The 11,385-nt window shown below is 63.9% G+C and carries 12 protein-coding genes; 4 read left to right on the top strand and 8 right to left on the bottom strand.

Going from position 1 to position 11,385, the window contains the following annotated elements:
* From AB7F49_RS26680 to AB7F49_RS26655, 6 genes are all read right to left on the bottom strand, one after another.
* Positions 1–94, bottom strand: a 94-nt coding sequence (locus tag AB7F49_RS26680; protein ID WP_428528052.1) for an NAD(P)-binding domain-containing protein, incomplete at its 3' end; no start/stop codon positions are given.
* Between the two features lie 48 nt (positions 95–142).
* Entirely contained in the window at positions 143–601 is a 459-nt protein-coding gene (locus AB7F49_RS26675) for a DUF6163 family protein (RefSeq protein ID WP_428528034.1), read from the bottom strand.
* Complete coding sequence (locus AB7F49_RS26670; RefSeq protein WP_428528032.1) at positions 598–1,659, bottom strand: enoyl-CoA hydratase/isomerase family protein; 1,062 nt, start codon at positions 1,657–1,659, stop codon at positions 598–600. The genes AB7F49_RS26675 and AB7F49_RS26670 overlap by 4 nt, the downstream gene beginning before the upstream one ends.
* On the bottom strand, positions 1,659–2,798 hold the full coding sequence (locus AB7F49_RS26665) for an acyl-CoA dehydrogenase family protein (protein ID WP_428528050.1): 1,140 nt from the start codon (positions 2,796–2,798) through the stop codon (positions 1,659–1,661). The genes AB7F49_RS26670 and AB7F49_RS26665 overlap by 1 nt, the downstream gene beginning before the upstream one ends.
* Positions 2,799–2,846: 48 nt before the next feature.
* Complete coding sequence (locus AB7F49_RS26660) at positions 2,847–3,893, bottom strand: DUF1254 domain-containing protein (RefSeq protein WP_428528030.1); 1,047 nt, start codon at positions 3,891–3,893, stop codon at positions 2,847–2,849.
* A 19-nt stretch (positions 3,894–3,912) separates the two neighbouring features.
* Positions 3,913–5,304: a DUF1254 domain-containing protein gene (locus AB7F49_RS26655; protein ID WP_428528028.1), complete on the bottom strand. Its 1,392-nt coding sequence runs from the start codon at positions 5,302–5,304 to the stop codon at positions 3,913–3,915.
* 244 nt (positions 5,305–5,548) lie between these two features.
* Here AB7F49_RS26655 and hemB point away from each other — a divergent pair, with 244 nt between their 5' ends.
* Positions 5,549–6,604, top strand: coding sequence for a porphobilinogen synthase (hemB, locus tag AB7F49_RS26650; RefSeq protein WP_428528048.1), 1,056 nt, complete (start codon positions 5,549–5,551; stop codon positions 6,602–6,604).
* 102 nt (positions 6,605–6,706) lie between these two features.
* Here the strand turns inward: hemB and AB7F49_RS26645 are convergent, their stop codons facing one another.
* Both AB7F49_RS26645 and AB7F49_RS26640 read right to left on the bottom strand, forming a co-directional pair.
* Positions 6,707–7,588, bottom strand: coding sequence for a DUF4344 domain-containing metallopeptidase (locus tag AB7F49_RS26645; protein WP_428528026.1), 882 nt, complete (start codon positions 7,586–7,588; stop codon positions 6,707–6,709).
* A gap of 29 nt (positions 7,589–7,617) precedes the next feature.
* The gene (locus AB7F49_RS26640) at positions 7,618–8,838 is read right to left on the bottom strand and encodes a threonine ammonia-lyase (RefSeq protein WP_428528025.1); all 1,221 of its coding nucleotides are present in this window, start codon (positions 8,836–8,838) and stop codon (positions 7,618–7,620) included.
* Positions 8,839–8,928: 90 nt separating this feature from the next.
* Between AB7F49_RS26640 and AB7F49_RS26635 the strand changes: the two genes are divergently transcribed.
* The 3 genes from AB7F49_RS26635 (at position 8,929) to AB7F49_RS26625 (ending at position 11,374) form a co-directional block, all read left to right on the top strand.
* Complete coding sequence (locus AB7F49_RS26635) at positions 8,929–9,474, top strand: RDD family protein (protein ID WP_428528023.1); 546 nt, start codon at positions 8,929–8,931, stop codon at positions 9,472–9,474.
* Between the two features lie 52 nt (positions 9,475–9,526).
* Positions 9,527–10,273, top strand: a complete 747-nt coding sequence (locus AB7F49_RS26630; protein WP_428528021.1) for an arginyltransferase — start codon at positions 9,527–9,529, stop codon at positions 10,271–10,273.
* Between the two features lie 111 nt (positions 10,274–10,384).
* Positions 10,385–11,374 (top strand): ABC transporter substrate-binding protein, encoded by a 990-nt coding sequence (locus tag AB7F49_RS26625; RefSeq protein ID WP_428528019.1) that lies wholly within the window; start codon positions 10,385–10,387, stop codon positions 11,372–11,374.
* Positions 11,375–11,385 lie beyond the last annotated feature (11 nt).

The raw sequence follows: 11,385 nt of genomic DNA, 5'->3' as shown, positions 1-11,385 counted from the left end.
TGTCGTAGCCATGGACGTCATGTCCGGCCTTGACCAGATTCTGCGCCATCGGTCCGCCCATGTTCCCGAGGCCGATAAAGGCTATCCGCGCCATGTCGAGCGATCCTCCGAAGCGAGCTTTTGCGTTTCTATGAGCATGACCTCAATGCGGATGCTCGCGCGCCGATTGCAGCGCCAGCACCAGATAGCAGCAGAGCAGCACCAGTTCGATCACCACCACGAACCACGAACCACCGTAGATCTGCGGGAAAAACACCTGTACCGCCGCCATGGAAACCGCCGCGGTGAGCCACACCACCGCGCCCCATACCGCTGCGAGCCATAATCCCACGGCCGCGACCAGGTCGATGATCGCGAAATAGACCGTCGCCGTCTGCCACGGCAGGGTTTCGGTCGAGAAGCGCGAATCCGGTCCCTCGCCGATGCCCAGCACCACGGACCAGTGATACAGGCCCTTCAGCATGGATACGATAGCCATCGCACGCAGGAACCAGATCAGCCAGCGGGTCCAGCGGCCCTGCTCCTGCTTGTCTTCGTCGCCCTGAACCGGTGCAAGCGGCGCCGGAGGATTTTCGGGAATGCCAGCCGCGGATTCGTTCATGTCCGTTCCCATTCGCCGTCCGGCAGGGCCGCGAAATGCCGGTCAATCAGGTCGCCGGGGACCGACGCAAGATCGGGCGGCGACCAGCGGGGAGCATTGTCCTTGGTCACAATCACCGCGCGCACGCCCTCCATCATGTCGCAACCATAGACGATCCGGGACACGATGCGAAATTCGGCGGCCATGCAGGCCTCGAAGGAACGGGTTCGCCCGTAGCGCATCTGGGCGAGCGCGAGCACGAGACTCGTCGGCGATTTGCCGGCAATGGTCTGCAATGTTCTCGCCGACCATTCGGCCTGGTCGGTGACCTTCTGCGACTCCGTTCGCAGCGCCCCCAAGATCGCTTCCACACTGGCCTGAGAAAATGTCCGGTCGATCATCCGCCGCCGCGGCATCACCTCGCCCGGCCCCGCGCTCTCCATGAAATCCGCGAGAACCGCATTCACCGGATCGCTCCCGCACAGCGCGTCCGTCAGATCCGCGAAGCGGTGCGATTTCACATGATGCGTTGCAGCACCCGCCAGCACGGCGTCCGCCGCCTTCAGCCGTTCGCCGGTCAGGGCCAGATACGTCCCGATCTCGCCCGCGAGCCGCGGCAGCGCGTAGGTCGCACCGACGTCCGGAAAGAAGCCGATGCTGACCTCCGGCATCGCAAAGGCATACTTTTCCCCTGCGACCCGATGCGAGCCATGGATCGAAATGCCGACCCCTCCTCCCATCACGATGCCGTCGATCAGAGACACATACGGCTTCGGATAGCGCTTGATCGCGGCGTTGAGCGTGTATTCCTCGCGGAAGAAGGAGAGCGCCTCCTGCTGCCGGCCCGCGGTGATCAGATCGTAGAGCGCGCGGATATCGCCGCCCGCGCAGAACGCGCGCTCGCCGTTCGCGGTCACGATCACCCGCGTCACCGCGTCATCGTCCGCCCATTCATGAAGCTTCGCCGCCAGCGCTCGCACCATGGCGTGCGTGATGGCGTTCAGCGCCTTCGGCCGGTTGAGAATGACGATGCCGGCGCCGCCGCGCCGCTCGAACAGGATGTCGTCGGTCTCGCTCATCAATTGTCCAGCAGATCGCGGCTGACGATCAGCCGCATGATCTCGTTGGTGCCTTCGAGGATCTGGTGCACGCGTACGTCGCGCAAGACGCGCTCGATCGGATGGTCGCGCAGATAGCCGTAGCCGCCGTGCAATTGCAGGCATCCGTTCACGATCTCGAAGCCCGCATCGGTCGCCAACCGCTTGGCCATCGCGGCGAGCCGCGTCGCGCCCGGCTCGCCTTCGCTCACCGCATGCGCCGCGCGCCGCACCATCAGCCGCGCGGCTTCCAGTTCCGTCGCGTAATCCGCAATCCTGAAACGCAGCGCCTGGAAGTCCGACAGCCGCGACCCGAACTGCCTGCGGTCGCGCATGTATTCGATCGTGCGGTCGAGACAGAATTGCGCGCCGCCGAGCGAGCAGGCCGCGATGTTGAGCCGCCCGCCATCGAGCCCCATCATCGCGATCCTGAAGCCGTCGCCTTCCCTGCCGATCAGGTTGTCGGCCGGCACCCGGCAATTCTCGAAATTCACCATCGCGGTCGGCTGCGATTTCCAGCCGAGCTTCTTCTCGCGCGCACCAAAGGAAAGGCCCGGTGTGCCCTTTTCCACCACGATGCAGGAAATGCCTTTCGGTCCGGCGCCTCCGGTGCGCACCATGCAGACATAGATATCGGACGTGCCACCGCCCGATATGAAGGCCTTGGCGCCGTTCAGCACGTAATGATCGCCGTCGCGCTGCGCGCGGGTCGCAAGGCTCGCGGCATCCGAGCCCGCGCCCGGCTCGGTCAGGCAATAGCTCGCGAAATGCTCCATGGTGCAGAGCTTCGGTAGCAATCGCGCCCGCTGCGCGTCGTTGCCGAAGGCGTCGATCATCCAGGCCGCCATGTTGTGGATCGAGATATAGGCCGCGGTCGAGGTGCAGCCCTGCGCCAGTTCCTCGAAGATGATGGCGGCGTCGAGCCTCGTCAGCTCGGAGCCGCCGACATCGCCCTTCACAGTGATGCCGCCGAAGCCGAGCGCGGCGGCCTCGCGCAATGCGTCGACCGGGAAAATCTCGTGCTCGTCCCATTCGGCCGCGCGCGGCATCATCGCGTCTCGCGCGAATTGCCGTGCGGTCGTCTGAAAGGCACGCTGGTCCTCGGTGAGGGCGAAATCCATACTCAAGCGGTAGGTGAGCCGCTCGGTCGCGTCAATCGGCCGTCGTCCTTACCCCGCCGGCTGCGGCACCGGAAATGTCCATTTGCCGTTCAGGATTTCCGCCTTCGGCCGATAGAGCCGTACGATGTAGTTCCAGCCCTTTGTGATCGGCAGGCAATTCGGAATCTTGCCGTCGCACCCGCCGAACTGCACCGTGATCGATCCGTCCGCCGCCTTCTGCCCCGTGAGGTTGTTGATCGAATACGCATTCTGCGGATTCTTCTCGAAATAACCTTCCGCGTTGTAAACGCTGATCGACCAGAAGCCGTCGACCGGAACGTTCTTCACCGTCAAGCGGCGCGGGTTGATGTTGTCATTATTCGGAGGCGTGACTGTCAGATACATCGCGTCCTTCTCCGGATTGCCGCCCCAGGCCATCGCCGCACCGATCAGGTGCCGCACCGGATCGACCTGCTGCCGCGTTCCGAACATGCCCTTGGAGTCCGGCAGCGTGGTGCCGAGCACGAGAAGCGCATCCCGCACTTTCTTCTGACTCACCGGATCCCAGTTCGGCACCTCGAACTTACCGGGGCTCGCCTGCTTCACCGCGATCGCGTCCTGCAGGGCATGGACACTCTTCAGGTCTTTCGCGCTTTCCGGATCGACCAGCGTACGGATCGCCGTCACCACATACCGGGTGCCGACGTTCTTTTTTGTCAGCGTCACGTTGCCCGGCTTGTAGACCACCATCGGAGTGTATTCGTCCTCGTTGATCACCTGCATCGACATGAAGCGCTTGCCGGCATTCGGCAGCGTGATCGTCACCGGCCCGGCATCGAGATCGAAGATCGCGGCGGAGTAAAGCGTGTCCCGGTTCATGCGGATGACGGTCTGCTTGTCGATCGGCGTCGGCTCCCGGTTGTGAAAGAATTTCCCGGTCCCGCCGGCATCCTTCATCACGCCGCCGAAATACAGATCGGTTTCGGCGCGAACGAAATTGTCGGCGGTGACCGGCACCGCGTTGCCGGAAGGAGCCTGCGCCTGCGCAAGGCCTGCGGAGGCGAGCGTGGAGGCGAGCGCGGCGGCAACGCCGGCAGCGAAGATCATTGCATTCATGACAATATCTCCTCGTCCTTCAGTTCACGCGATTGAGCGGCGGCGCTTTCCACTTGCCGTCCAGCGCCGCCGGTTTCGGCCAGTAAAGCCGCATGATCGGCAGGAACGGCCCCCTCGGCGCCGGCAGCCAGTTCGCTTCCCTGTCCTTGCCGGGAGATTCGTTCTGGACGTAGAGCGTGATGCCGCCATCGGCATCGCGCTTCAGACCGGGAAGCATCGCCGAATTGATCAGATAGCGGTTGATCGGATTGGCGTAGAGCAGGCTCTGCGGCAATTCGTACATGGTCAGCGACCAGAACGCGTTGACCGGAGGCAATTGTCCGGGCGCGAAACGCAGGGTGTAGCGGTTCGCCCCGTCCAGGGGCTTCTTGTCGGCATCGACAAAATAGGCCGGATAGATCGCTTCCTGTTTCGAGTTACCGTAGATGCCGAGCGCCGCGCTGGCCATGCGGGCCATAGTGTCGCCGTGCAGGAAGGCGCGCGTTCCAAAGCCGTCGGCGCTGGTGCGCTTGCCGGTGTCGAGCTCCGTCTCCTTGAACGTCTTGAATGCCGCCCAGGCGTCGGCGATGCCGTCCTCCAACGCCTTCTTCATGTCCGGCGAGAGCGCGGCAACGTCGATTGTCTTGCCCGCGCCGACGCCGATCTTCGCGAAGCGCTGCATCAGCGCCACTTCGGCCTTGTTGCTCGGACAGAAGCCAAGCACGAAGTTCATGACGTTGAAGGTTTCGACTGAGCTGCGCTGCTGCTCGGGCGTCAGCGGCTTGATGAAGGTCACGGCCGGCGGGGCGGACGGCGCCGGTCGGCCGAGGAAATCGGAGAGCGTCTGCACCTTGTAGCCCGCCTGGATCGTCTTGACGTTCTCGATATCGGCCGGATTGAACAGCTGGGTGCGGTACAGCACGAAGGCAAATTCAGTTTCCGAGCGGATCACCTGCTTGATGCCTTTCGGTACCGTCCCTTTCCATTTTGGTCCGGCGAGCAGGAAGCGGCCCGCGCCGTTGCCGGTCGCGCGGCTGCCGACATAGGCAAAGTTAAAGGTGTATTGATCGATGAATTGCAGCGAGTAATAACGGTTTTTTTCCACCGCGGGCACGGTGAAGATCAGCGGCTCGGCGCGCAGATCGGCGCCGACATAGGAATAGGGCGTATCGGAATTCGGTGTCTGGATCGCCTTGTCGTCGGGGGTGTAGACGCGCGCATTGTTGAAGAGCGTATTCCACGGCGCCTTGAATTCCGGGCTCGTGCGGTCGACGAAATAGGAATACTGGATGCGGTAATTGTCCACGAGCGGAAAGCCGTAGATCGTCGCTTCCCTGGCGATCGCACGTGCCTCGTCCGGCGTCTGCGCCTGCGCGAGCGAAGCGACACCGGAGGCAAGAAACAGACAGCCGAGAATTGCAGTTGGCCGCATGGTTCTACTCCGCGCGTGATGTCAGGGCCGCCTCGACACCCATCATTTCAATCGGTATCCCGGCTCGCGGCATTCTGCACCGCCTCAACGCCGCGCAACAAGACGCGCCCTGAAGTCCGCGTGACGGCGGATTCAAACTACCGTGATGACCAGCGCCATGCCTGAGATAACGGGACAGGCCCGTCCATGGCCGGTGGCGGTGCAGCACGGGAAACGGTACAAGAGCCCGGCAAGGAGTCTCACCATGGCGATCAAGTACGGCCGCCCCCTCGAACGCAAGACCAAGGTGGTGCCGATCGAGGCGCCCCCTCACCTGCCGCTCGACCTGTCGCACCGTCCGAGAAGGCTGCGCCGCACCGAATGGCTGCGCCGCATGGTGCGCGAGAACGAATTGTCCGCCACCGACCTGATCTGGCCGATCTTCGTGGTCGACGGCAAGGCGAAGCGCACACCGGTGCCGTCGATGCCGGGCGTCGACCGGCTGTCGATCGAGGAAGCGGTCCGCGAAGTCGAGCGCGCGGCGAAGCTTGCGATCCCCTGCGTCGCGATCTTTCCCTATACCGATCCTGGGCTGCGCGACGAGGCCGGGAGCGAAGCGACCAACCCGGACAATCTCGTCTGCCGCGCGGTGCGCGCGATCAAGGGGGCGGTGCCGGAGGTCGGCATCCTCTGCGATGTCGCGCTCGATCCCTTCACCAGCCACGGCCATGACGGGCTGCTGCGTGACGGCGTGATCCTGAACGACGAGACCGTGGACGTGCTGGCGCAGCAGGCGCTTGTGCAGGCCGATGCCGGCTGCGACATCATCGCGCCCTCCGACATGATGGACGGCCGGGTCGGCGCGATCCGCATCGCGCTCGACGATGCAGGGCATCAGGACGTGGCGATCATGGCCTATGCGGCGAAATATGCGTCGGCCTTCTACGGACCGTTCCGCGACGCGGTCGGTTCGTCAAAGACGCTGACCGGTGACAAGCGCACCTACCAGATGGATTACGGTAATTCCGACGAGGCGATCCGCGAGGTCGCTCTCGATCTCGACGAAGGCGCCGACATGGTGATGGTGAAGCCCGGCCTGCCCTATCTCGACATCGTGCGTCGCGTGAAAAGCGAGTTCGGCGTGCCGACCTTCGCCTATCAGGTGTCCGGCGAATATGCGATGATCATGGCCGCCGTGCAGAATGGCTGGCTCGATGGCGAGCGTGCGATGCTGGAAAGCCTGATTGCCTTCAAGCGCGCCGGCGCCGACGGCATCCTCACGTATTTTGCGCCGAAGGCCGCCGAAATGCTGCGGGGATAGCCGGCGCAGCTTGAACATTCGCTGTCGTCCCCGCGAAAGCGGGGACCCAAATTCCAGAGCGGTGGCTATGGGTCCCCGCTTTCGCGGGGACGACCAAAACCTTCAATTCCTCCGCAGCAGCCGTCTCCATCCGGCCCTGTCGGAGCGCCGGGCCGGCTGGGTATCAACCGGCGGTAGCCAGGTCTTGTGCAGTTCCTGTCTCAATTCCGGATCGAGGTTGGGCACAACCAGTCTTTCGAACGCATTGGCGACCTGCTGATATTCGAACTCGCAGCCCTCGGCGCGGTCCTTCGGCAGCTTGCCGCTGGCGACAAAGTCGCCGAACAGCACGGGATCCGCACCGTAGGCGAGGCAGAGCACGTTATAGTAGCGCTGCGACGGCGTGCCGTGGACATCCGAGAATTTCCGCATCGATTGCACGACCACGGGCGAACGGACGTCTCCCTTGTACTGGTAGGCATTCCCCAGGATGAGTCGGCGCGCTTCATCCTTGCCCAATTGCAGCATGATGAAGGTCGAAAACTGGTCGGCGGCATCTTCCTCGCGGCCAAGGAGCGGCGTCTTCCAGTAATCGAACACCGCGTGCCCGACTTCGTGCAGGAACACATCGACCAGAGGCCCGAGCAGCGCGTCGACCGGCGCGATCTCCGCGGACTGCTCCGCCGGCACATTCTTCCAGATGTCGTCCAGATATTCGTAGCAGACGGTGATCGCATCCTCTTCGTACCATGCATTGGATACGCCATCGCAGCCCTCGGTCTTGATCAGCAGCCTCCGCGGCAGGCGGAGCGGTGCCAGCAGGGTCTGGATTTTTTCCAGCGCCCTGGCCTTCCTGATCTGTTCAAAGACCGGTCGCAGCGCCGCATCCTTCGGCTCGACATACTGGATGTCCACCTGCTTCGGCTTCATCTCCTGTGCGGCCGCGGCACCACCGGCCGCGCATGCAAGACACCACAGCATCACCACATACGCGACCGCACGCATCGCTTCCTCCCTTCGCTTTTTCGCCCGGGTCACCCTGTCATGGCGCTCGCGTGAATGCGCATCGGCTGATACCCGTCGGCCGAAAGCGCCGCCATGATCTCCTCGGCATGGGCATGGTCGCGCGTTTCCACCGTCACGTCGAGACGCGCGCCCTTTGCGGGCACGTCGAGGAACAGCCGCTTGTGATCGACTTCCAGGATATTGGCGCCAAGCTCGCCCAGGCAACTGGCGATCTGGCCGAGCACGCCGGGCCGGTCCGGGATGGTGAGGCGGAACGACACGATCTGCTCGCCACGCTCCAGTTCCCGCACCATGATGGAGGCGAGGATGCGCGGGTCGATGTTGCCGCCGCACAGGATGAGGCCGACGCGTTTGCCCTTGAAGCGCTGCGGCTCCTTCAGCATCGCCGCCAGTCCCGCGGCACCCGCGCCCTCGGCCATGGCCTTCTGCAAGGTCAGATAGGCGTTGACCGCGCGTTCGAGCTGCGACTCGCTCACCAGAACGACGTCGGATACAAGGTCGCGGATGATCGGCAGCGTCAGCCTGCCGACATTCTTGACCGCGATACCTTCCGCGAGCGTCGCGCCACCGCAGGGCCGTTCCTCGCCATGCAGCGCATTCCACATCGACGGATAGAGTTCGGCCTCGACCCCGACCAGCTCGATCTGCGGATTGATGGCTTTCGCCGCGATGGCATTCCCGGAAATGAGACCGCCGCCGCCGATCGGCACGACCAGGCAATCGAGATCGGGGCGCTCCTCCAGCATTTCGATGGCGATGGTGCCCTGACCGGCGATGATGCGAGGGTCGTCATAGGGATGGATCAGCACCAGCCCGCTCTGCGCCTGCAGCGCCTCGGCGCGCCCCTGGGCCTCGGCGATGGTCTCGCCGTGCAGCACCACCGTGGCGCCGCAGGCGCGGGTCGAGGCGACCTTCACCGCGGGCGTGGTCACCGGCATCACGATGGTCGCCGCAATGCCAAGCCGCGCCGCGTGATAGGCCACCGCCTGTGCGTGGTTGCCGGCCGACATCGCGATCACGCCGCGAGCGCGGTCGGCGGCATCCAGACTGGCGAGCTTGTTCAGCGCGCCGCGTTCCTTGAACGAGTTGGTGACCTGCAGATTCTCGTATTTGACGAATATCTCGGCGCCGGTCAGCTCGGACAGCTTGGGCGCCGGCAGCATCGGCGTGTGCAGAATCCGCCCATCAAGAATGGTCTGGGCATCCTCGATGTCACTGAGCCTGATCATGGTCGTTGTCCGCCTCCCGGCCGCACTATAGGCGCCGCGGCGGCAATACGTTAGACTTGCAGCGCTTGCCCGGAGGGTTCGAGGGGAATCATGGCGGATGAACGGGACCGGATCGGCGTCAGTTACGACGTAAAGCCGCACGCCTACGACCCGGAGACCAACCCGGAATTGTTCGATGGCGTACCGGCGCGCCGGGTGCTCGCGTTCCTGATCGATCTGGTGATCCTCGCGATCCCGCTGATCCTGGTCTGGCTGTTTTTCTTCGCCGTCGGAATTGTCACGCTGGGGCTTGGATTTGCCCTGTTCGGCCTGATGCCGGTGGTGACGCTGCTGTGGGCCGCCTTCTATTACGGGACCACGCTCGGCGGGCCCCGCTCGGCTACGATCGGGATGCGGGCGCTCGATATCGAGATGCGCACCTGGTACGGCGCGCCGTCCTATTTCGTGCTGGCGGTGGTCCATGCCGGGCTGTTCTGGGTCACCACCAGCGTGCTGACGCCGCTCGTTCTGCTGGTCTGTTTCTTCAACCAGCGCGGTCGGCTGCTGCACGATTTCCTGGTGGGCACGGTGGTGATCAACAATCCGGCGCGCGTCGGCACCATGCGCACCGGCGGACCGGATCGCAGTACCGTTTGACGCGGACGGCCCTGTCGGGTCAGAGTTTGCTTCGGAACCGACTGGCCCGGCCGTGACACAGCATTCGCGCGATACGCCGCAATTCTACCTGACCGCCCCCTCCCCGTGTCCGTATCTCCCGGGCAAGGAAGAGCGCAAGGTATTCACCCATCTCGTCGGCGACCGCGCGCCCGCACTGAACGATCTGCTCACCCATGGCGGGTTTCGCAGGAGCCAGTCGATCGCCTACCGTCCGGCCTGCGAGGCCTGCCGCGCCTGCGTTTCGGTGCGGGTCGTGGTGGAGGACTTCGCGCCAACCCGGTCGATGCGGCGGATCGAGCAGCGCAACGCCGACGTCAGCGCCGAGATGCGCGCGGCGGTGCCGAGCTCCGAGCAATATTCGATCTTCCGCGGCTATCTGGACGAACGCCATCGTGACGGCGGCATGGCCGACATGACCGTGCTCGATTATGCGATGATGGTGGAAGACTCCCATGTCGAGACCCGCATGGTGGAGTACCGGCTGATGAGCGATGCTCCGGCGACGCGACGGGGCGTCGGTCCGCTGATTGCGGTCGGGCTCACCGATGTGCTGAGCGACGGGCTGTCGATGGTCTATTCCTTCTTCGACCCTGAATACGAGGACCGTTCACTCGGGACCCTGATGATCCTCGACCATATCGGGCGCGCAAAGCGCATGGGCCTGCCTTACGTCTATCTCGGCTATTGGGTGCGCGGCTCCCGCAAGATGGACTACAAGAGCCGCTTCCTGCCGCAGGAACGGCTGATGTCGCAAGGCTGGGTCCGCGCGGAGATGTAGCATGATCTTTCAGCCTTGCAGCGCTGGAGCAGAAGCGACGTGCGAGGCTGGATATGTTCTGCAAGAGCATTCTGAGCCGTACAGCACTGCGACCTGACCGGAAGGGGCAATATGCGCCGGCGCGACTTCATCGGATATGTCGGTGCCATCGCGCTGCTTGTTCCCGAAAGCACGCGCGGACAGCAGCCTGAACGCACGCGTCGGGTTGCCGTCTTGATGAATCAGGTCGAGAAGGATCCCGTCGCGCAGTCACGCTTCAAGGCGTTTTCCGAAGAACTCCGGCGATTGGGCTGGGTCGAAGGAAAAAATCTGACTCTGAGCGTTCGCTGGGGTGCGCCCGATATTGCCCGCTTCCGCAAACACGCGGCCGAACTGGTGGCGACCGAGCCGGATGTGATCCTGGCTGCCTCAGGCGCGACCATGCCGGCGATCAAGGAAGCAACACGCACGGTGCCGATCGTTTTCGCGCTGGTGCCCGATCCGGTCGGCTCGGGATTCGTGGAAAGCATGGCAAGACCGGGCGGAAACGCGACCGGGTTCACCCAGTTCGAATTCGGCCTCAGCGGGAAATGGCTGGAGCTTCTCAAGGAAGTGGCGCCGTCGATCAAACGCGTCGCCGTCCTTCGCGACCCGATCGATCCGGCGGGGACCGGGCAGTTCGGCGCCATCCGGACGTCAGCGCCTGCGCTCGGGGTAGAACTGGTCCCGATCGATGTGCGCGATGCTGCCGGGATTGAGCGCGGCATCAAGGCATTTGCAGCCGCCGGCAATGGCGGCCTGATCATTACCGGAAGCGCGCCCGCTGCCGCTCACCGCAAGCTGATCATTGCACTCGCGGATCGGTATCGTTTGCCCGCCGTCTATGCGTATGCCTTTTTCGCCCGCGATGGCGGCCTGGTCGCCTATGGTCCGAACCTGATCGATCAATATCGCCAGGCGGCCGGATATGTCGACCGCATCCTCAAGGGCGAAAAGCCGGCCGATCTGCCTGTCCAGTCTCCCACCGAATATCACCTGGTCATCAATCTCAGGGCGGCAAAGGCGCTCGGCATTACCGTGCCGCAACCGCTGCTCACCCGCGCCAACGAAGTGATCGAATAAGCGCTGCCGGC

Origin of the sequence: Pseudorhodoplanes sp., from assembly GCF_050250235.1 — a bacterium.
Lineage (GTDB): Bacteria > Pseudomonadota > Alphaproteobacteria > Rhizobiales > Xanthobacteraceae > Pseudorhodoplanes.
Note: the sequence above shows the minus strand (reverse complement) of the source record. Positions and strands in the feature narration are given on the sequence as shown.

What these genes read in the sequence shown, in the direction of transcription:
- AB7F49_RS26625 (WP_428528019.1), top strand. Translation starts at nt 10,385, where the DNA reads ATGCGCCGGCGCGACTTCATCGGATATGTCGGTGCCATCGCGCTGCTT.
- AB7F49_RS26660 (WP_428528030.1), bottom strand. Translation starts at nt 3,893, where the DNA reads ATGAATGCAATGATCTTCGCTGCCGGCGTTGCCGCCGCGCTCGCCTCC.
- AB7F49_RS26675 (WP_428528034.1), bottom strand. Translation starts at nt 601, where the DNA reads ATGAACGAATCCGCGGCTGGCATTCCCGAAAATCCTCCGGCGCCGCTT.
- AB7F49_RS26640 (WP_428528025.1), bottom strand. Translation starts at nt 8,838, where the DNA reads ATGATCAGGCTCAGTGACATCGAGGATGCCCAGACCATTCTTGATGGG.
- AB7F49_RS26655 (WP_428528028.1), bottom strand. Translation starts at nt 5,304, where the DNA reads ATGCGGCCAACTGCAATTCTCGGCTGTCTGTTTCTTGCCTCCGGTGTC.
- AB7F49_RS26635 (WP_428528023.1), top strand. Translation starts at nt 8,929, where the DNA reads ATGGCGGATGAACGGGACCGGATCGGCGTCAGTTACGACGTAAAGCCG.
- AB7F49_RS26645 (WP_428528026.1), bottom strand. Translation starts at nt 7,588, where the DNA reads ATGCGTGCGGTCGCGTATGTGGTGATGCTGTGGTGTCTTGCATGCGCG.
- hemB (WP_428528048.1), top strand. Translation starts at nt 5,549, where the DNA reads ATGGCGATCAAGTACGGCCGCCCCCTCGAACGCAAGACCAAGGTGGTG.
- AB7F49_RS26670 (WP_428528032.1), bottom strand. Translation starts at nt 1,659, where the DNA reads ATGAGCGAGACCGACGACATCCTGTTCGAGCGGCGCGGCGGCGCCGGC.
- AB7F49_RS26665 (WP_428528050.1), bottom strand. Translation starts at nt 2,798, where the DNA reads ATGGATTTCGCCCTCACCGAGGACCAGCGTGCCTTTCAGACGACCGCA.